This is a genomic window from Ruania zhangjianzhongii (genome assembly GCF_008000995.1).
GTDB lineage: Bacteria > Actinomycetota > Actinomycetes > Actinomycetales > Beutenbergiaceae > Ruania > Ruania zhangjianzhongii.
Window position 1 is genome coordinate 3,249,812 of record NZ_CP042828.1, and the last position, 20,365, is coordinate 3,270,176.

The following is a 20,365-nucleotide window of genomic DNA, read 5'->3' on the forward strand; positions in this document are numbered from 1 at the left end:
GGTGCCATGCGGATCTACACAGGCACTGGTGATGACGGCAGCACTGGTCGCTGGCTGGGCGGCCGGGTGGCAAAGACCGATGCGGTCGTCATTGCCTGCGGGGACGTGGATGAGCTGGTGGCGCTCCTCGGCGTGGCGCGGGCTGCCGGTCCGGACCCGGAGCTTGCGGGCGTGCTGCTGCGCCTGCAGCGCGAGCTGTTCGTGCTCGGTGCGGACCTGTCGGTGAACCCGGACCACCGGGACCGGCTGGAGCCGGGCACCTCGCTGCTCACCGAGGAGAACGTCGCCGGCCTGGAGCAACTCATTGACGAGTGCGTGGCCGCCCACCCGCTCCGGCCGGTGTTCATCGTGCCCGGCGCCACGCTGGCCAGCGCACACCTGGACCACGCCCGCACCGTTGCGCGCCGGGCCGAGCGGGCCACCCTGACCGCGCGCGATGCCGGCGCCACGGTGAGCGACGCCGTCGCCCGCTATCTGAACCGGCTCTCCGACCTGTTGTTCGTGCTCGCCCGGCAGGCCGCCGGGGACGCGGAGGAACCGGCCAGTCACGACTGACGTCTCGGACCGAGACCCCGATCGCGCAGCCCAGCCCCGACACCCGCCTGGACTGTCTGTATGACCCGGAAGCTGGCGGAATACATCGAAGCGGGCAAGGCTCTCGATGCAGACGAGCGCGAGATTGCGTCGCTGGCGCTGGCGCTGCAACCGGACGAGACGTCGGAACAGGGCGAGATCGACTCCGCCTGGGCCGAGGCCATCGACCGCTGACTCGACGAAGTGACGCGCGGCGCGGTCACCCCAGCACGATCAGCGTCGTCGCGAGCAACGCGGCCGCCAGTCCGAACACCTGCGCGGCACGGAGCCGTTCGCCGAGGAAGAGCAGACCCACCACCACCGGCACCACCGGGTACAGCGAGGACAGCACCACCGTGACGGTGAGGAGCTCACCGCGCAGGGCGAACAGGTACGCAGTCAGCGCCACTGCGGCCAGCACGCCCGCGACGAGGCTCAGCACGAGCACGGAGGGTGGCGCCGCCCGGAGTTCCCGGCGCGCCGCACGGCCGGTGGCCCCGCGGAACAGGGTGAGGGCAGCGACGACGATCACCGCGAGCGCTGCACCGCGACCACTCAGGATCGGCCACAGGCCTGAGGCCGGCCCCGCCTGGGCAAGGCAGAGGTATTGCAGGGCGATTCCGCCGCCAGCCACCAGGCCGTCGATGATCGCGGCACGCGAAGCGTGGCTCGGCCCGTCCGTGCTCCTGCACATCAGCCAGAGCGCCGGAAGCGCGATCAGAACACCGATCCAGGTCAGCCCGGTCGGTCGTTCACCGAGGAACGCGGCCCCGACGAGCACGGGAAGCGCTACTCCGCCCACCGCGCTGAGTGGCACCACCAGGGACATCGCACCCCGGCTGATTCCGCGGAACAGGAAGGTCATGGCCGCGCCGGTACCGACACCCGAGGCGGCACCCCAGGCCAGGTCTCCACTGGTGGCCGGCGTCGGGGCCGCGATCAGTACCACGACGGCAGTGGCCACCAGGCCCCCGGCCTGACCGAGGAACGCGGCGTGGACGAAGGAGATGCGCCGGGAGGCGAGGCCGCCGGCCACATCGGAGAGGCCGTAGCTCAGCGCGGAGCCGAGCGCCAGGAGGACGCCCATTCACCTCGGCTCCCCTCGCTCAGCCCGACCGATCGGGCAGGCGGCGGTGCGGATGCACGCCTCCCGGTCGCACAGGCGGCAGATCCGCTGCCCCTGTCCTGTCCCCTCCTCCAGCTCGTACAGTATCCGCTCCAGCAGCCCGGCCAGTGCGTGCTGGTCGTCGGGGTCCAGCTTCTCGACTGCTTGCCGCAGTGGCACCCGTCGCGCACCGAGAAGCTCCTGCGCCAGCGCGCAGCCCTGGTCGGTCAGGTGCACGGTCATCCAACGCCGGTTGACGGTGCTAGGCGCCCGCCGAACCGCGCCGTCCGCCTCGAGAGAGTCCACCATCCGCGCCGCCGCCGGCTGGCTCAGCCGCACCCGCCGTCCGAGCTCACTCACGCTCAGTCCCGGGGTGGCATACAGCGAGATCAGGGCGGCTGTGCTGCTGGTGCTCAGTCGCCGGACCTGGGCTGCGCCGTCGAGCGCCCGATCCGTCAGTCCGAGAGCCGCCGCGCCGAGCAAGTTCGCGATCCGGTCTACGTCATGCATGGTGCATGGTTCCATGCTGCGTGCATGATCGCATCCTGGGTCAGGACGGCACGTCCTGAGTCAGGACAGCACATCCTTCGTGCTGAACCGGCCGTAGGCCAGCGCGCCGAAGAAGGCGATGTAGCCGACCTGGAGCACCGCGTTGTCGGTGAACGAGGCCCAGCTGATCGGTTCGCGCAGCACGTCCACCGAGGCGAACCACCGATCGGTGAACAGCCACGGATGGAGCCAGGCGAGCTGGTCCAGCTGGCCGAGCACCTGCGCCACCACGGCAAGTACGGCAGTGGTGGCCATCGCGCCGACCGGGATGTCGGTGAGGGTGGAGACGAACAGTCCGATCGCCGCCAGCCCGAGCATCGCGATCGCCACGTGCGCGGCCACCAGCGCCGAGCGCACCAGCGCGCCGCCGACTCCGATCTCGTCCCCGGACAGCAGCGTGGCCGGCCCCACTCCGAACAGCGCCGATCCGATCGCCCACCCGGTCAGCAGCACCACCGCGGGTGCGAGCACGCAGAACACCGCTGCTCCGGCGTACTTCACCAGCAGCAGCCGCAGCCGCCCGGCCGGGGCGACCAGCAGGTAGCGCAGCGTGCCGTGCCCGGCCTCGCCGGCGATCGTGTCCCCAGCGGCCACCGCCACCGTCAGCGGCAGGAACAACGGGGTGGTCATCACCAGGGCGGTCACCGAGACGAACATGCCGTTCTGGGTGATCCGGTCCAGGAACGGCGGGCCCTCCCCGGCCGCGGGCGGATCGGCGGAGAAGAACACCACCAGGGCGAGCACCACCGGGATCGCGGCCAGCGCCGCGAACATCGCCCAGGTGCGCCGACGGCGCAGCAGCAGGATCAGCTCCGAGCCGAGCAGGGACCAGCCGGTGCCTCGAGCCGCACCGGCGGTGCCGCCATTCGCGCGGGCGGCCTCGGTACCGACGCGCTCACCGGGCAAGGTCGAACCCCTCCCCGGTCAGCACCACGAACAGCTCTTCCAGGCTGGGCCGGCGCAGCTCGAAACCCCGCACCCGCACGCCGGCGGCGACCAGTGCGTCGACCAGCCGCTCCGGCTGTTCCTCGACCTGCTCGGCGCTCTCCTCGCCGGGCACCGCCAGCACCTCCACGCCCTCCCCCGCCACGGGCCGGTGCTCGGTCACCTCCAGCCCGTGCCGAACCAGTTCGGCGGCGGCCAGGTCCGGGTCGGGGGTACGCACCAGTACCTGGGCCCGGCCGGCACCGCGCAGTTCGGTCAGACTGCCCTGCGCCTTCAGCAGGCCGAGGTGCATCACCGCCGCATGCGTGCACACCTGCTCGACCTCAGCGAGCAGGTGAGAGGAGACGAGAACTGTCGTTCCGCCGTCGGCCAGGCCTTTGATCAAGGTGCGCACCTCGCGGGTGCCCTGCGGATCCAAGCCGTTCGTGGGCTCGTCCAGCGCCAGCAGCCGGCGCGGGGCAAGCAGGGCGTTCGCGATCCCCAGCCGTTGCTTCATGCCCAGGGAGTAGGCGCGCACCTTCTTGCCCGCGGCCCGGGTCAGCCCGACCCGTTCCAGAGCCTCACCGATCCGGCGTGCCCGGCTCCTGGACTCGGCGCGCGGGTCGGCAGCATCGAGCCGGGCGAGATTGGCGGCACCGGAGAGGAACGGGTAGAACGCTGGTCCCTCGATCAGCGCGCCCACCTGCGGCAGGGCCGCGGCGAGACCGCCGGGAACCTCCCGGTCGAGCACCCGCGCGCTGCCGGAGGTGGCGGCGGCCAGGCCGAGCAGCACGCGGATGGTGGTGGTCTTGCCGGAGCCGTTCGGGCCGAGGAAACCGAACACGCTGCCAGTCGGGACGGCCAGGTCGATACCGTCGACCGCGACCTGCCGGCCGAAACGCTTCGTCAGTGCGGAGGTCTCGACGGCAAGGTCGGTCATGCCGCGGCCTGCAGCCGCTCCAGTGGTACGGCGCCCGCGAGCACCCGTCCGTCGTCGGTGATCAGTACGGTCAGCAGGTCGGTGGTCAGCACACGGCCACCGTCGACGGCGGAGGTCAGCTGGGTCAGGATCGGTTGCGTGCTCAGGTCGAGCGTGCCGGCGGGGGCGGCCAGGACGGTCTCCCAGCCGGTTCCGGTGGCCTGCGGGCGCGGCTGGCTCGAATCGGCGCCGTGCTGCCCGTCGTGGCCCTGCGGGTCGACCTCCTCCACGGTGGCGTCAGCGGGCGGGGTGAAGTCGAACAGGTCCGCATCCGGCGGGCTCAGGTCCAGCTCTGTGTAGGCGACCTCGACCGCGGGGCTGTCCGCGCCGCTGGCTGTGATGCTCACCCGCAGCGGGAGGCCGGTCTCGCCGTCGACGGCGATGCTCACCTCGCCGACGAGCGTGCTGTCGGTGCGGGGCGTGAGCACCAGATCGTAAGCGGTGCGCCCCGCGACCTCGACGTTCCCGCGGACGCTGAGCTCAGTGCTCGGATCGGCAGCCGCGACGACCTGCTCGGCGAGCGCCTCCGGAGTGAGCTGCTGCGCGCCCCGGGCCTGGTCGGAGTGCTCCCCCTCGGGTGCGGTGACATGGGTGGCGGAGTTGTCGGCGGAGTCGTAGAACCAGGCGTCGCTGCCGTTGACGATGGCGTTCTGCTCGCCGAAGCTGTCGAAGAGCTGGATCCTGGCCTGGTCCTGGTCACCGACGAACACCCGGCCCGTGTGATCGCTGGTGATCAGCTCCAACCCGTCCAGCACGGCGGCGGCGTCACCATCGGTGCCAGGGACGTCCGCGGGCAGCTCGGGCAGACCGAGGTCGCTGGTCTGGGTGAATTCACCGGACAGCGGCTGATGCTCGTGTCCGGCGAGCAGGGTGAGCACATCCTCGGGGCTGCGCTCGGGCAACTCGTCGGCGCCGGCGGTGGTGGTGGCCACGGCGAACGATCCGGCCACGACGAGCGGGACGGCGGCCGCCGGCAGCCAGCGGGTCCAGGTACGTGCCATGGTCACAACTCCTCACAGACGTCTAGTTCGACGGTACGCTGCGGATCGCGGATATGCCAGGGGTGGTGGGGCGTTCAGACGGGGCGTACCTGTGCGCGGCGCGGCGGCCCGTGCCGTCCGCTCAGCCTGGGTAGTGGTGGGTGTGCCAGTGCTGGGCGATATCGATGCGCCGGGGCAGCCAGACGTCCTCGTGCCCGAGCACGTAGTCGAGGAACCGGCGCAGGCTCGCCGTGCGGCCCGGGCGGCCGATGAGCCGGCAGTGCAGACCCACCGACATCATCTTCGGCGCTCCCTCCTGCCCCTCGGCGTAGAGGACGTCGAAGGCATCTTTGAGGTAGGCGTAGAACTGGTCCCCGGAGTTGAAGCCCTGCGGTGTCGCGAACCGCATGTCGTTGGCCTCCAGCGTGTAGGGGATGATCAGGAACGGCTCGCCGGCGCCGGTGCACACCCAGTAGGGCAGATCGTCGCTGTAGGCGTCCGAGGAGTACAGGAATCCACCCTCCTCCATCACCAACCGGAGCGTGTTCTCCGAGGGCTTGCCCTGGTACATGCCGTACGGGCGCTCACCAGCCACCTCGGTGTGCAACCGGACTGCCTCACGGATGTGCGCACGCTCGAGCTCCTCGGAACAGTCCCTGTACTCCAGCCATCGGTAGCCGTGGCTGGCGATCTCCCAGCCGGCTTCGTTCATTGCCGCCACCGCTTCCGGGTTTCGCGCCATCGCGAGGGTCACGCCGTAGACGGTGACCGGCACGTCCAGCCCCGTGAACAGGCGGTGCAGGCGCCAGAACCCGGCACGGGAACCGTACTCGTAGATCGACTCGATGTTGAGGTTGCGCTGCCCCGGCCAGGGATCGGCGCCCACGATCTCGGAGAGCAGGCTCTCCGAGGCGGGGTCGCCGTCGAGGATGCAGCTTTCGGCCCCCTCCTCGTAGTTGACCACGAACTGCACGGCCAGCTTCGCGCCTCCGGGCCACTGCGGGTCGGGTGTGTGCCGGCCGTAGCCGACCAGGTCGCGCGGTGTGCTGATATCGAGCAGACCGTCTGCCGTCATGGCTCCCTCGTCCTCCAGGATGGGCCGGTGCCGGCCGCAGGTTGTGCCGAGCGCCCTCAGGCTACGATGCGGCTCGCCTGGTCGCCCGGCTGGTTCGGCCGCCGGCGCAGGGACTTGGTCTGCCCACGCTGCTTCTTCGCGTCGATGCGGCGCTGCCGGGCCCGGCGGCTGGGCCTGGTCCGCCGGCGGGTGGGCGGTGGCGGCATCAGCGCGTCCCGGAGCAGGGCGGCGAGCCGGGCCCGTGCCTCGTTCCGGTTGCGCAGCTGTGAGGCGTGCGCGCTGGCGACGATGCGAATCTCCCCGTCCACCAACAACCGCCCCACGGCGCCCAGGACCCGCTCTCGTTGCGCCGGCGTGAAGGCACTCGACGTCCCTGGGGTAAACAAGAGCTCGACCCGCGTGTCGGTGGTGTTCACCGACTGCCCGCCAGGGCCGGAGGATCGGCTGAACCGCTCGGTCAGCTCGCTGCCGGGGACCACCAGGCCGCCGGGATTGCCGGGGCCTGGCGGCACAGGGAGATCGTTGGCGGCCATGTCACGGCCGAGGTTACCGTCGGCCGGAGTCCAGCCACCCCGCAGTGGGTGACATTTCCGTCGCCAGATCGTCGATTGGCGACGGAAATGTCACCCAGCCGGGAAGGGGTGGGGGTGGGCTCAGCGGGTGGAGAAGGCCGAGTCGAAGGCGGCCTCCGAGGGCTGGTACTTGCTCAGCTGTCGCACGAACTCCAGCGCCTCCGGTGCACCGACCAGGCGGTCCATCCCGGCGTCCTCCCACTCCACCGAGAGCGGGCCGTCGTAGCCGATGTGGTTCAGCGCGCGGAACGCGTCCTCCCACGGCACGTCCCCGTGACCGGTGTTGATGAAGTCCCAGCCGCGGTGTGGGTGTGCCCAGGGCAGGTGCGAGGACAGCCGGCCGTTGCGGCCACTGTCCATCCGCACCTTGGTGTCCTTGCAGTGCACGTGGAAGATCTTCTCCGGGAAGTCCAGCAGGAAGCCCACCGGGTCCAGCTGCTGCCAGACCATGTGGCTGGGGTCCCAGTTCAGCCCGAAGGCGTCCCGGTGGCCGATCGCCTCGAACGTCTTCACCGTGGTCCAGTAGTCGTAGGCGATCTCGCTGGGGTGCACCTCGAGCGCGAACCGCACCCCTTCCTCGTCGAAGACGTCCAGGATGGGATTCCACCGGTCGGCGAAGTCCTGGTAGCCGGCCTCGATGATCTCCTCGCGCACCGGCGGGAACATCGCCACGTACTTCCAGATCGCTGACCCGGTGAATCCGGTCACTGTCTTCACGCCGAGCCGCTTGGCTGCACGAGCGGTGTTCTTCAGCTCCTCGGCGGCGCGCTGGCGCACCCCTTCCGGGTCACCGTCGCCCCACACCGAGTCCGGCAGCATGTCCTGGTGCCGGATGTCGATCGGGTCGTCGCACACGGCCTGACCCTTGAGGTGGTTGGAGATGGTCCAGACCTTCAGTCCGTTCTTCTCCAGGGTGGCGAGCTTCTCGGCGACGTAGTCATCATCGGTGGCCGCGCGGTTGGGGTCCAGGTGGTCGCCCCAGCAGGCGATCTCCAGGCCGTCGTAGCCCCATTCACCAGCCAGGCGGCACACCTCCTCGAACGGCAGGTCGGCCCACTGGCCGGTGAACAACGTGATCGGTCGTGCCATTGGTCTTCTCCTCTGGTCGGTCGGATCGGGTCGGCCGGTCTCAGCCGGGCACGTCCACCCAGGTGCTGCCGGCGGTGGCGGAGGATTCCACGGCGGCGAGCACTCGCTGCACCGTCAGTCCGTCCGCGAACGAGGGTTCGGGCTGCTGCCCGGCGGCGAGCGCTGTCACCAGGTCCACCACCTGGTGGGTGAAGCCGTGCTCATAGCCGAGGCCGTGCCCGGGCGGCCACCAGGCGGCGATGTAGGGGTGGGAGCCTTCGGTGACCAAGATGGTCCGGAAGCCGCCGGTGCGCGGGTCCTCGTTCGAGTCGAAGTACTCCAGCTCGTTCAGCCGTTCCAGGTCGAAGGCGAGCGCGCCCTCGGTACCGGAGATCTCCACGCGAAGGGCGTTCTTGCGGCCCCAGGCGTACCGAGTGGCCTCGAATGTTCCCACCGCTCCCCCAGAGAGCCGGGCTAGCCAGATCGCGGTGTCGTCCACGGTCACCGGGCCGAGCTCGTCCCCGCCGACTCCGGCGATCCCCACCCGCTCGGTCTCGATCGGCCGCTCGGTCACGAACGTCTCGGTCATGGCGGTCACGCCAGCGATCCGCTGGGCGGTGAGGAACTGCACCAGGTCAGTGATGTGCGCGCCGATGTCCCCCAGGGCCCCGGATCCGGCCTTGGTCTTGTCCAGCCGCCAGCTCAGCGGCGCCTCGGAGTCCGCGAGCCAGTCCTGCAGATACTGGGCGCGGACCTGACGGATGTCCCCGATTCTCCCCTCGGCGATGAGTTGCCGGGCCAGCTGTATCGCCGGCAGGCGCCGATAGGTGAACCCCACCATGGCCCGCACTCCCTGGCCGGCCGCCTTCTCAGCTGCCGCCGTCATCGCCTCAGCCTCGGCCACCGAGTTGGCCAGCGGCTTCTCGCAGAGCACGTGCTTGCCGGCTTCGAGGGCACCGATCGCGATCTCGGCGTGAGTGTTCCCCGGGGTACACACATCCACCAGGTCCACATCGTCGCGGGCGACGGCGGAGCGCCAGTCGGTCTCGGTGCTCGCCCAGCCGAGTCGGTCGGCCGCCGCGGCCACCTTGGCCTGGTCGCGTCCGCACAGCACGTGCTGCACCGGGGTGAGCGGCAGGTCGAAGAACCGTGGCGCCGTGCGCCAGGCCTGGGAGTGCGCCGCTCCCATGAACGCGTAGCCGATCATCGCTACCCGCAGCGGCGGCGGTGGATTGCTGGTCATCGAAGGAGTCCTCCTAGATCACTCTTCACGAAGATAGTCCTCTCGGTACGGGTGAGCCGGGGCATTTCCGCACTCGCACCGCCTGCTAGTTGGTCCCTCGACCGGAGGTCGACGATGGCAGAGGGCTTAGGGGCCCAGGTGCGCAGGGGCTTTCGCGCCCTTGCCCTGGTGGTCGCCGTATCCCGCGGCGGTTCGGTCTGCGGCATCTGGAAGGTCCGTGGCGCAGACCGCCGCGGTGCACCGAGGGAGTTCCCCGGTGCACCGCCGGGGGCTCAGGACTCGAAGGCCGAGTCGATGTACTCGTCGACGTTGTCCCCGGTGACCACCGGTGCGTAGAGCTGGATGAGGCGCGGGATCTCGTTCTCCACCAGGTCGGACATCGCCTTGTCCTGGGCGAGGAGACGAGCGATCCGCACGCCGTCCGCGGCCTGGCTGGCGGGGTAGAGGACGGTGGCCTCGACCACGGAGTCACCTTCCTGGATGTGACGCATCATGTTCGCGGAGCCCGCACCACCGACCAGGAAGAACTCGTCCCGTCCGGCGTTCTCGATCGCGGAGAGCACGCCGACGCCCTGGTCGTCGTCGTGGTTCCAGATCGCGTCGATCTCCGGTGCAGCCTGCAGCAGGTTCGAGGTGGCCTGCTCACCACCCTGAACGGTGAAGTCGCCGGCCACCCGGTTGTCGACCTCCTGACCACAGTCGGAGAGCGCGTCCTCGAAGCCCTGGCTACGGTCCTGGGTCAGCGGGAGGGAGTCGATTCCGGCGATCTCGGCGATCACTGCTTCCGAATCGTCCCCGACCTGCTCGCAGATGTACTCCCCGGCGGAGACACCCATGCCGTAGTTGTCACCGAGGATCGTCGACCGGGAGGCGTTCGGGTCAGAGAACTCCCGGTCGACGTTGACCACCGGGATTCCGGCTTCCATCGCCTCGAGGGCGACACCGGTCAGCGCGGCGCCGTCGAATGGAACGACGACGATCGCGTCAATCTCGTCGTTGTTGATGAAGGTCTCGATCTGGCTGATCTGGAGGCTGACGTCGTTCGTGCCCTCCGCGACCAGGAGTTCGATGTCCTCGTACTCGTCGGCCTCCGCCTGGGCGAGGGTGGTCATCGCACCCATCCAGCCGTGGTCCGCCGCAGGTGCGGAGAAGCCGATGGTGACGGTGTCCCCGATCTCGTCATTGCTGCTGCCCGCTGCGGCAGCGTCACCGCCGCCGCCGTCGTCACCTTCCGACTCTTCGGGTGCGTTGGAGGTACAGGAGGCGAGGATCGCCGCGGAGGCGAGTACTGCGAGCGAAGCTGTCACACCGCGACGCCACGTCGTTGATTCGGTCATCGGAACTACTCCTTGCATTGGTGAGTGGGGGGACACAGTGAAACGGCGCGCCCGGGCTGGGCGGGCAAGTGGGAGGTGGATGAGGTCATGGGGAGGTGCCCCGGACCGCGAAGCGCTGCTGCAGAAGGACCGCCACCACGATGATCCCGCCCTGGACCAACGCCTGCACCGAGGTGGACAGGTTGTTCAGGACGAAGACGTTCTCCAGGGTGGTGAAGATCAGCACGCCGATCACCGTGCCGATGATCGTGCCTCGCCCGCCGATCAGCAGGGTGCCACCGACGACCACTGCGGCGATGGCGTCGAGCTCGAGCAGCATGCCGTGGGTCGAGGTGCCGGCACCGGTGCGCCCCATCATCATCACCGCCGCGATCCCGGCCGTGAATCCGGACAGAGCAAAGACGTAGACGAGGTGCCGCTTGATGTTGATGCCCGCCAGGCGGGCCGCCTCGGCGTTCCCACCCACCGCCACGGTGCGCCGACCGAAGGTGGTGCGATTCAGCAGCACCCACGCGATCGCAGCCACGATCGCGAAGATCCACACGATGGTCGGCACGCCGAGGAAGTTGCCGTCGAAGAAGCCTTCGAAGCCTGAGTCGGTGACGAGCTGGGTACGTCGTCCCGAGATGATCTCGGCGAGTCCGCGGGCGGCGATGAGCATGGCCAGGGTGGCGATGAAGGAGACCACCTTGCCATAGGCGACGATCAGTCCGTTCACCAGCCCGGCGGCGGTCCCCACCGCCGCTGCGGTGAAAACCATCACGAGCCAGTGGGTGTCCTCCGCCATTCGCTGTGTGGCCAAGGTGGTGGCCCAGACACTGGCCAGGCCAAGGACCGAGCCGACGGACAGGTCGATGCCGCCGGCGGTGATGACGAAGGTGACTCCGATACTGACCACGCCCAGGACGGCGGCGGCGCGCAGGATCGTCAGGACGTTCGCGGTGTCCACGAACCGGTCCCCGGCGGTAATCGCCCCGACGAGACAGATCAGGATCAGCGCGACGATCAGCCCGAGCATCCGGCCACGGCCGCCACCACCACCCAGGCTCTTCAAAAACCGTCGGCCAGCGGATCCGCCCGCCGGCGCAGGTGCCTGGTCGCCCGGTGGCGAGGAGGCGGCGCCGCCACCGGCTGCGACGCCTGCCGGCGCATTGTCATTCATGTGCGGTTCCTTCCATGACGAGGTCGAGCACACCGTGCTCGTCGATCTGATCGGCGGGCCCGTGGTGCACTACCGCACCTTCGGCGATAACGAAGACCTGGTCGGCGAGGCCGAGGACTTCCTCGATCTCGCTGGAGACGACGACGATCGCGGTTCCCTGGCGGGCGAGCTCTCGGATCAGTCCGTAGATCTCGGCACGAGCGCCGACGTCGACACCGCGCGTCGGCTCGTCCAGCAGCAGAACGTCACAGCCGTGCACCAGCCATCGGGCAAGCATCGCCTTCTGCTGGTTTCCTCCGGAGAACGTCCGGCCCGGCCGGTCGGGATCCGCCGGCACCAGGTGCAGCGCTTCCATCTGCTCTCGTGCGGCCTTACGCTCGGCCCGTTCGTCGAGGAAGCTGCCCCGGGCGAACCGGGCGAAGGACGACAGGGTGATGTTGCGGTAGACCGGTTCGTCGAGCAGCAGCCCTTGGCTCTTCCGCTCTTCCGGCGCCAGCCCGATTCCGCGGGACACGGCGCTCGGCACCGAGCCTGGACGCACTCGCTTCCCGTTCACCCGGACGGTACCCGCCGAGGCGGGCCGGGCGCCGTAGATGGTTTCGACGATCTCGGAGCGACCGGCCCCGACCAGACCCGCGAGGCCGATGATCTGCCCCGCCCGGACCTGGAAGCTCACGTCCTCGAACACGCCGGCCAGCGCAAGCCCGTCCACATCCAGGACCACGTCGCCCGGCTCAGCCACACCGCTGCCACCAAAGTCGGTCTCGACGCGTCGGCCGGTCATCAGCTGGATGAGGTCGGCAGTCGGGGTGTCGGCGACTGCGAGGCCGGAGGCAACGGTCTCACCGTCCTTGAGGACCGTGATCCGGTCGCCAATGCTGCGGATCTCCTCGAGCCGATGGGAGATGTAGATAACCGCGACGCCCTCGGCGGTCAGCATCCTCACCACCTGGAAGAGCTTGTCCACCTCCTCCGGGTCAAGCACCGCTGACGGTTCGTCCATGACGATGACTTTGGCGTCGTGGGAGAGCGCACGCGCCATCGAGACGATCTGCTTGCCGGCAGCGGAGAGCTGCCCCACGTCCCTGCCGGGTGGGATCTCCGGGTGCCCGAGGCGCCGCAGCAGCGCACGGGTGCGCTCCTGTGCCTCAGCGAACCGCAGCACTCCGCCCCGCGACAGTTCATGACCGAGATAGATGTTCTCTGCCACCGTCAGGCCATCGACGACGTCGAGCTCCTGGTACATCGTGGCGATGCCGAGATCGAGTGCGGCGAGAGGTGAAGCGATCTTGACGACGTCGCCCTGCCAGCGGATCTCCCCAGCGTTCGGCTGATGGGCTCCGGCGAGGACCTTGATGAGTGTCGACTTGCCGGCACCGTTCTGGCCGAGCAGGCAGTGGACTTCGCCTTCGCGCACATCGAAGTCCACTCCGTCGAGAGCCTTGGCTCCGGGGAAGTGCTTGATGAGATTAGTGATCGTGAGGATGGGCTTGAGGGGGTCTACCGTGACCATGCGCAGCATCGTAGGCATGGGTTATGCAACTCGTCAACCAAAAGTCGCACAATCTTCACACGCCTACAGCCAGATAATCGCTAGAAGTACTCAGAAGTGATGGTTTACTGGTGAGGTGAGCGAAACCGCAATCAAGGGGACCCACGTCAAGGGGACAATCAGCGAGCCGAAGGGCTCCCGCGACTCAGACCCGCGTTCAGCAGGGATTCTGTTCCAGTACGTCCGTGACGGCCAGCCGCGCACGCGTGCCGATATCGTCGCGGCCACCGGGTTTGCCCGGCCCACTGTTGCCGCACGTATCGATGAGCTGGAGCGGGTGGGCTTGATCGTCCCCACCGGGGAGGCCTCGTCCACAGGGGGACGGCCGCCGGCGACGTTCGCGTTCAATCCGGGGGTGCGGCTCATCCTGGTCGCTGACCTCGGCGTACGGCACGGCCGGCTGGCGATCACAGATCTCGCGGCGCGTGTGCTGAGCGAGCGTTCGGTGGAGATCACCATCAGCGACGGACCGGAGTCCGTGCTGGATACAGTCGTCGCTGAGTTTCTCGAGATGCTCGAGGCGTTCGGTCGTCCGTTGGATGAGGTGCTCGGCGTCGGGGTAGGACTTCCCGGTCCGGTCGAGCATCATGCCGGCCGTCCGATCAGTCCGCCGATCATGCCTGGCTGGGATGGGTTCGACGTGCCGGCTTACCTGCAGCGGCAGATCCCGGCTCCGATCCTCGTCGACAATGACGTCAACATCATGGCGCTCGGTGAGCACCGGGCTTATTGGCAGGACGTGCAGGACCTGATCTACGTGAAGGTCGCCACCGGTATCGGTGCGGGCATCATCACCGACGGCGAGCTTCGCCGGGGTGCTCAGGGTGCTGCCGGCGACCTCGGTCACATCGCTGTGCCGCAGGGCAGGCAGGTGCCGTGCCGCTGTGGCAACATCGGCTGCCTCGAGGCACTCGCGAGTGGCTATGCCGTGGTCGAGTCGTTGCGCGAACAGGGCTATGACATCCAGTGGGCGGACCAGATCGTGGACCTGGTGCGACACGGGGACACCAACGTGATGCAGACTGTGCGCCACGCTGGCCGTGACATCGGTCAAGTCCTGGCCAGTGGTGTCAACCTGCTCAACCCGACAGTGATCGTGATCGGCGGTCAGGTCGCGAACGTCGGTGAGCACCTGCTCGCCGGTATCCGGGAGGTCGTCTACAGCCGATCTCTCCCCCTCGCCACACAGCACCTGCGGATCGTGGTCTCCAAGGCGGGGGGCCAGGCCGGAGTTCTCGGCGCCGCTCAGATGGTCATCCAGCAGGTGCTCGCTGCACCAGCGATCGACCGCCTGGTCGGGTCCGCCGACTGAGCTGGTCCGACCCTGTCGGCGCCTTCATTCGGATCGGGCCAGCTCGAGGATCTGCACGTTGCGGAACCGGACGACGTCGTCCTCGCCATGATTCTGCAGGCCGATGTGCCCAGAGTCGAGGTCACGGTCCGGCTGATCGCTGGTGAACTCGTTGACGAGCACACCGTTGAGATGGACGCGGATGCGTCCATCCCGGACGGCGATCCGGTAGGTATTCCAGTCACCGGCCGGGTTGACTGCCCGATCTCGTGCCTGAGCATCGGCGCCTTGGAAGGTATAGATCGATCCGGTGGTCCGGTCTGGGGCGTCGGAGGGGTCGATCTGGACCTCATAGCCCTCGTTCACCGCAGTCCACACCTCGTGCCCAGGATCCGGAAACCCGACGAACACTCCGGAGTTGTCGTCATCGGTGATCGCCCAGTCCAGCCGGAGGATGTAGTCCTCGAACTCCTCTGGAAACCACAGCAGCCCCATTCCGCCTCTGGTCACCATCGAGCACTCTGCGCTCAGCTCGAACGCTCCCGGGCCAGTCATCTGCCACTGCTCGAGACTTACCCGGCTCCCGTCGAACAACACCCGGTAACCGGACTCGTGCAGTCCTGCCGCGCACTCCGGCGCTTCGGCGGGGGCGCACGCAGGAACGGTCATGATCAGCAGAGCCACGAACGCACCCAGCACGTCACGCACTCGCCGCCGGCCGTCACCAGCACGTCGCGGCATGACCTGGCTCCCTGGTCTCCACGGCTTCCGGCCGTGGACGCACCAGTGTGACACTTCCGGGTCCACGGCCGGCAGACGAACCAGTGGCCGGGCTCCTGGTGGGGTGTCCGGCCACTGGCGTTTCTGGGCGTCAGGCGTGCTGTCGGCGTGCCCGGGTTGCGATACCGGTACCGACCAGGAGTAGGAGTGCGGCCAGGGCGGCCAGCACACCGACGTCGGCTCCGGTGGTGGGCAGGTCACCACCGGTGGACCCCTCGGTAGGCACCTCACCCGAACCCGTGGGGTCCTGGCCCGGGCCGGTCGGGTCCGCACCTGGGCCGGTGGGGTCCGCACCCGGGTCGGTCGGGTCCGCACCCGGGTCGGTGGGCGCCTCCTGGCCGGCGGTGCTGAACTCGAAGGTCCACTCCGTGGTTGCACCCTCCGGTAGCACGTAACCTGCTGCTGCCCGGGCGATGATCGTCACCGAACCCTGCGCCGCATAGGTCCCTGGTTCGAGGACCTCATCCGGGGTAGGCACCAACGCCGCAGCGATATCGCGGGCGAGCACCGAGCGTGAACCCGCCACACCAGGACTCCCCCCGGCGCTCTCACCGAGCAGGACATACTCCACCCCCTCGACCTCAGGGATCGTGAACGCATCATTCTCGGTACCGGGTTCGTCGGTGAAGACCACCTCTTCCGGGGTCACCTCCACCAGTTCCCCCGGCCCACCGGTGGCATCGAAGGTGTGCGACCACTCCACCGTCGCACCCTCCGCGAGCTCATAACCCTCCACGGCCTGCGCGGTCACCGTCACCGTGCCTTCACCGGGGTGGGTCCCAGCCTCGATCACGTCACCACCGGCCAGGTACTGCACACCCTCGACCTCAGGAACCACGAACGAATCGGAGTCCGTACCGGGCTCGTCGGTGAACGTCACCTCCTCCGGAGTGACCTGCACCGGTTCCTCGGGTTCGGGCTGCCCAGCTTCGATGCCGGTCAGGTACTCAAACCCCGACGTCGCGAAGGACTCCCCATCGCCAGCCATGTCGTACTCCAACGCGTAATACGCGATCGGAGCCTCCTGCGCGGCAGCGAGGATCTCCTGCAACGCCATCTCGCCCTCACCCAGATTCGTGAACGTCGGACCATCCGCACCACCCAGGTCGGTGGCGTCCTTGATGTGCAGCAACTCGACCCGATCCCCATAGGTACCGATCAGCTCGACCACATCCACACCCGCATGCGCAGCCCAGGCCACATCCAGCTCGAACGTCACATACTCCGGGTTCGTTTCGGCCACCAGGATCTCCCACGCCGACAACTGCTCACCCTCATGCTCATACATGGTCGTGAACTCACCATCATGGTTATGACCGAAGAACTTGCCCACCCCGGCCGCCACCGAAAGCTGACCCAGCCGGTTCATCGTCTCCGCAGTCGCCAACGTGTCCTCATACGTGTCGATACCCGGGGCAGCGAAACCACCCGAGCCCACATACTCCTGACCCAACGTGTCCACGAACTCCAACGTCTCACCGAACGAGTCCTCATCGACGTTGTAATGCGAGGACGGAACACTCAACCCATACCCCGCAGCCAGCTCACGAAACTCCTGCGCGGTGTAGCCCTCGAAGTTGCCACCAAAAGGCTCAATATTGACAAAACCGATCTCACCCAGGCGCTCCAACACCGCCTCCAGACCAACCTCATCCACCCACGGAATCAGAGAGAACATCTGCAACGAGACATCCTCCACCGGAACCTCGATGGGCTCAGGTGACTCCTCGCCGTCGACCACTCGGAAGTAGTCGAAGCTCACTGTGGTGGGTTCGGCCTGCTGGGCGCCGAGGGCGTAGAGACCTGGGGCCGCGTCCGCGAGTGAGGCGTTGGTGACGGCACTGGGCAGTTCTTGCCAGTCCTCGCCGTCGGTCGAGAACGCACCGGTGAAGGTGTCGCCGTCCCGGGTCAGCTGCACGTGGTAGGTGCCGTCGGTCGGCAGTGCGAGATCAGTCAGGTCGTCCTGTGGGTCCTGCACCTCGCCGTTCACCTCGCTCCGCAGCTCGACGCGTAGCGGGGTATCGCCGCCGTCGCCGGCGTAGACCGGGTCGATCTTGACGTAGTTGTCCTCATCGGCCCGGACCATGATGCCGCCCTGCTGGTACGAGCTCTCCAGGTCGGCGGTGAAGGCCGCCTCGACCGTCCACTGGTCCCCGCTGAGGACCTTGGACTGGAGAATGTTCGGCACCGGGCTGTTGTCGGTGCCGTAGAAGTCGGCATCGGTCGTGGAGACGTGGTACGACCCGTCACTGACGTGAGCCAGGTCGCTGTCGTAGTCCACGATCTCCCACCGGCAGGGATCGACCTGCGTGCCGTCGAACTCGTCATCCGCGGGCACGTCGGCCTCCGGGTCCTCGCACACCGGGGGTTCGGACCCGCTGTCTCCCGATGCGGCGAAGGTGAGGGCATCGAGGTCGACGCCGCCCGTGCTCGTCACGACGACCGCACCGGATCCCTCCGGGGCCTGTTCGAGAGCAGCGGTCACGTCCTGCCATCCGGTGTCGCCGGAGAAGTCGAACGACGCGAGCGTCTCGTCCTGCCAGTTCAGCGAGAGAGTGCCCTCGCCGCTGCCGCGGGCGGTGACGGTGTCGATGGGCTCACCACTCGGGGCGTGCGTCAGTGCCACCGGCTCGAAGGTGATGGAGTCACCCTCCTCGAACTCGGTCACGTACGACCCGGCGCTGGCGTCTGGGTCGTCGGCAACGCTCACGCCCTCAGCAGAGTCGTACCACTCGGCCTGCTGCACCTCTGGCTTGAGAACCAGAGTCGCCTCGCCGGTCGTGGCAGGGACGTCGCCCTGGGCCTCGTCGGTGTAGCTGACCACCAGGGTGCCGAAGATCTTTTCACCCTCACCGTGCTCCACCGCGTTCTCACTGGTCTCGAGGGTGAACTCACAACCCGTGCCGGAGACCTCGGGGTGAGCGTGCAGGTTGTGGCCCAGGCCGAAGGTCCAGTTGACCCGGTCGCACACCGGCTCGTTGCCATCCTCGGCGTCGGTCACCGATACCGAGATATCGACGCTGTCGCCCCAGTTGAAGATGGCGCCGTTGTCAACGTTCAGCTCGATCTCCGGGGCGGTGTTGCCCACGGTGATCTCCTGGACGGCGAGGCCGAACAGTCCCTGCGGGTCGGTGACACGCACGACGGCGGTGTACTGACCGAGCTCGTCGTAGGTGAAGCTCTCCACGGCCTCACCCTCGACGAATTCACCATCGCCCTCGAAGTCCCACTCATAGGTGACGTTCTCGGCTTCGGGGTCGACCGACGCCGAAGCATCGAACTGCACCTCCAGCGGAGCGTCACTGCTGGAGATCTGGTCCGCCTCCAGCACGGCGCGCGGAGTCTTGTTGTTCGGGTTGTAGTCGATCCGGTAGATGCCGGCTTCCGGGTTCTGCCGGAAGAAGCCCTTGCCGTACTCCAGGACGTACAAGCTGCCGTCCGGGCCGAACTCCATGTCCATGATGCCGGACCACTCGGGGACCGCCTGCTCATAGAGGTGCGCATTGGGCAGGAAGTTGTAGATGTCGGTCACTTCGCCGTCGCTACTGAGCTCATCCAGCCCGAATGCGGCGACGTAGTCCTGAGAGAACTCGGCCATGAACGCATGGCCGTCCCAGACCTCGGGGAACTGCGTGGTCGATTCGTTCTCGGCGTCGTAGCGATAGATCGGGCCACCCATCGGGGCCTGGCCGCCACCGTCGGTGAAGCTGACGAGTCCGTCCCACGCCTCAGGCTGGTCACCGGGCTCGTCGCCATACCAGATCTGCGGCTCGGTCACCGGCGGGAGCTGCTCCAGCCCGGTGTTGAAGGTCGAGTTGTTCACCGGTCCGGTGGCGCAGTCGAAGGTGACGTCACCGGCAACACCGTCCTCGAAGTTCCACTCGTTGTAGGCACCGCCGTCGTTCGGGCCGTGGCAGTAGGGCCAGCCGCCGTTCATCGGCTCGGTCGTCAGCTGCCACTCCACATACCCCATCGGGCCGCGGTCGGCCTGCGCTGAGCCGGCGTCCGGGCCGTAGTCACCCCAGACCAGGGCACCAGACTCGGTGTCGAAATCGATCCGGAACGGGTTCCGGACCCCCGTGACGTAGATCTCTTCCCGCACCAGTTCGGCGTCGTACTCGCCAGTGTTGAAGAGATTGCCCTCGGGAATCGTGTAAGTGCTCTCGGGCCCCGGCTCGGCACCGGAGGCGATGTCGTCCAGTACGTTGATCCGCAGGATGGAGCCGCGCAGGTCGTTGGTGTTACCCGAACCGCGGCGTGAGTCGAAACCCGGGTTCATCCCTGGGGCGTTGTTGATCGGGGTGTAGCCGTTCGCGCCCGGGGTACCGGCGGGTGTGTTGTCACCAGTGGACAGGTAGAGGTTGCCGTCACCGTCGAACGCGATGTCGGCGCCCACGTGGCAGCACTGTCCGCGCTGAGCGTCGATCTTGATGATCTGCTGCTCACTGTCAAGGTCTAGGTTGCCCGTCTCCGGGTCGAACTGGAAGCGGGAGAGCACGTTGTAACCGAGCCACTGGTCCCAGTAGGTCTCCGGGTCGGCACCCTCAGGGAGCTGTTCCGGTGCACTACCCGACGGAGTGGTCTGCGGATAGTCGACACCGGTCGCAGACGTGCCCGACATCTCTCGCGGGGCATAGGCCATGTAGACCCAGTGGTTCTCCTCGAAGTTCGGGTCCAGCGCGATGCCCTGCAGCCCGTCCTCGGAGTTGTGGTAGACGTCGAGCTCGGCGACCTGAGAGGTCAGGCCGCTGGTCGGGTCGGTCAGTCGCAGCACGCCGTCACGTGCCGTGTGCAGGACGCGTGAGTCCGGCAGGACCGCGAGGTCGATCGGTTCACCGGTGTCCTTGGTGAGGAGGAGTTTCTCGTAGTCGCTCCAGTCGACACCTTCGGGCGCATCTGCCTGGACCGCGGCCGTGGCACCGGCATCATCATGCCCCGGGTGCGCACTGGCCCCACTCAACGTCAGTGGCGCTATCACCGCGGCGGCTAGCGCGGCGGCTGCACCTCGCCCCAGCCATTGGCTCACTCTGGAAGGTCTCGACACAATTTCCTCCTCGAAATCTCCACCAACCACGTCTGCCGACGTGTGCGCGGAGCCATCTCCTACAGACATCGCCTCGGCCGGCCCTGGTGTTCGGAGCCCGCGGCAATGCCGGACCCTGTGTGCGGAACTAC

Annotated in this window: 17 protein-coding genes; 3 read left to right on the forward strand and 14 right to left on the reverse strand. The window is 68.0% G+C overall.

What is annotated here, in order from left to right; genetic code table 11:
• Positions 1 to 6: 6 nt before the first annotated feature.
• Both FU260_RS15170 and FU260_RS23635 read left to right on the forward strand, forming a co-directional pair.
• Entirely contained in the window at positions 7 to 555 is a 549-nt protein-coding gene (locus tag FU260_RS15170; RefSeq protein WP_147917824.1) for a cob(I)yrinic acid a,c-diamide adenosyltransferase, read from the forward strand.
• A gap of 60 nt (positions 556 to 615) precedes the next feature.
• Positions 616 to 768, forward strand: coding sequence for a hypothetical protein (locus FU260_RS23635; RefSeq protein ID WP_168211787.1), 153 nt, complete (start codon positions 616 to 618; stop codon positions 766 to 768).
• A gap of 25 nt (positions 769 to 793) precedes the next feature.
• Here the strand turns inward: FU260_RS23635 and FU260_RS15175 are convergent, their stop codons facing one another.
• The 12 genes from FU260_RS15175 to FU260_RS15230 all read right to left on the reverse strand — a co-directional run bounded on the left by FU260_RS15175 (position 794) and on the right by FU260_RS15230 (position 13,080).
• On the reverse strand, positions 794 to 1,660 hold the full coding sequence (locus tag FU260_RS15175) for an EamA family transporter (RefSeq protein WP_147917825.1): 867 nt from the start codon (positions 1,658 to 1,660) through the stop codon (positions 794 to 796).
• Positions 1,661 to 2,188 carry a MarR family winged helix-turn-helix transcriptional regulator gene (locus FU260_RS15180; protein WP_147917826.1) on the reverse strand — a complete coding sequence of 176 codons (528 nt, stop codon included), beginning with the start codon at positions 2,186 to 2,188 and terminating at the stop codon, positions 1,661 to 1,663. It lies immediately after the preceding gene.
• A gap of 60 nt (positions 2,189 to 2,248) precedes the next feature.
• Positions 2,249 to 3,133: an ABC transporter permease gene (locus FU260_RS15185; protein ID WP_413038360.1), complete on the reverse strand. Its 885-nt coding sequence runs from the start codon at positions 3,131 to 3,133 to the stop codon at positions 2,249 to 2,251.
• Positions 3,123 to 4,091, reverse strand: coding sequence for an ABC transporter ATP-binding protein (locus tag FU260_RS15190; RefSeq protein ID WP_147917827.1), 969 nt, complete (start codon positions 4,089 to 4,091; stop codon positions 3,123 to 3,125). Before FU260_RS15190 ends, FU260_RS15185 begins: the two co-directional genes overlap by 11 nt.
• The gene (locus tag FU260_RS15195; RefSeq protein WP_147917828.1) at positions 4,088 to 5,131 is read right to left on the reverse strand and encodes a LolA family protein; all 1,044 of its coding nucleotides are present in this window, start codon (positions 5,129 to 5,131) and stop codon (positions 4,088 to 4,090) included. The genes FU260_RS15190 and FU260_RS15195 overlap by 4 nt, the downstream gene beginning before the upstream one ends.
• 121 nt (positions 5,132 to 5,252) lie before the next feature.
• Complete coding sequence (gene puuE, locus FU260_RS15200; protein ID WP_147917829.1) at positions 5,253 to 6,185, reverse strand: allantoinase PuuE; 933 nt, start codon at positions 6,183 to 6,185, stop codon at positions 5,253 to 5,255.
• 56 nt (positions 6,186 to 6,241) lie between these two features.
• A complete protein-coding gene (gene arfB / locus FU260_RS15205) occupies positions 6,242 to 6,697 on the reverse strand; it encodes an alternative ribosome rescue aminoacyl-tRNA hydrolase ArfB (protein ID WP_328593027.1) in 456 nt (151 codons plus the stop codon).
• Between the two features lie 141 nt (positions 6,698 to 6,838).
• Positions 6,839 to 7,846 carry a sugar phosphate isomerase/epimerase family protein gene (locus FU260_RS15210; RefSeq protein WP_147917831.1) on the reverse strand — a complete coding sequence of 336 codons (1,008 nt, stop codon included), beginning with the start codon at positions 7,844 to 7,846 and terminating at the stop codon, positions 6,839 to 6,841.
• Between the two features lie 40 nt (positions 7,847 to 7,886).
• Positions 7,887 to 9,068 (reverse strand): Gfo/Idh/MocA family protein, encoded by a 1,182-nt coding sequence (locus FU260_RS15215; protein WP_147917832.1) that lies wholly within the window; start codon positions 9,066 to 9,068, stop codon positions 7,887 to 7,889.
• Between the two features lie 272 nt (positions 9,069 to 9,340).
• Positions 9,341 to 10,405, reverse strand: a complete 1,065-nt coding sequence (locus FU260_RS15220; protein ID WP_147917833.1) for a substrate-binding domain-containing protein — start codon at positions 10,403 to 10,405, stop codon at positions 9,341 to 9,343.
• 85 nt (positions 10,406 to 10,490) lie between these two features.
• Positions 10,491 to 11,567 carry an ABC transporter permease gene (locus FU260_RS15225; RefSeq protein ID WP_147917834.1) on the reverse strand — a complete coding sequence of 359 codons (1,077 nt, stop codon included), beginning with the start codon at positions 11,565 to 11,567 and terminating at the stop codon, positions 10,491 to 10,493.
• The gene (locus FU260_RS15230) at positions 11,560 to 13,080 is read right to left on the reverse strand and encodes a sugar ABC transporter ATP-binding protein (protein WP_147917835.1); all 1,521 of its coding nucleotides are present in this window, start codon (positions 13,078 to 13,080) and stop codon (positions 11,560 to 11,562) included. Before FU260_RS15230 ends, FU260_RS15225 begins: the two co-directional genes overlap by 8 nt.
• 115 nt (positions 13,081 to 13,195) lie before the next feature.
• On the opposite strand from FU260_RS15230, the gene FU260_RS15235 reads away from it, so the two are divergent.
• Positions 13,196 to 14,431, forward strand: a complete 1,236-nt coding sequence (locus FU260_RS15235; RefSeq protein ID WP_168211788.1) for an ROK family transcriptional regulator — start codon at positions 13,196 to 13,198, stop codon at positions 14,429 to 14,431.
• A gap of 24 nt (positions 14,432 to 14,455) precedes the next feature.
• Here FU260_RS15235 and FU260_RS15240 read toward each other — a convergent pair whose 3' ends face one another.
• Together FU260_RS15240 and FU260_RS15245 are read right to left on the reverse strand one after the other, a co-directional pair.
• Entirely contained in the window at positions 14,456 to 15,151 is a 696-nt protein-coding gene (locus FU260_RS15240) for a 3-keto-disaccharide hydrolase (protein WP_147917836.1), read from the reverse strand.
• Between the two features lie 130 nt (positions 15,152 to 15,281).
• The gene (locus FU260_RS15245) at positions 15,282 to 20,150 is read right to left on the reverse strand and encodes a PQQ-dependent sugar dehydrogenase (RefSeq protein WP_168211789.1); all 4,869 of its coding nucleotides are present in this window, start codon (positions 20,148 to 20,150) and stop codon (positions 15,282 to 15,284) included.
• Positions 20,151 to 20,365 lie beyond the last annotated feature (215 nt).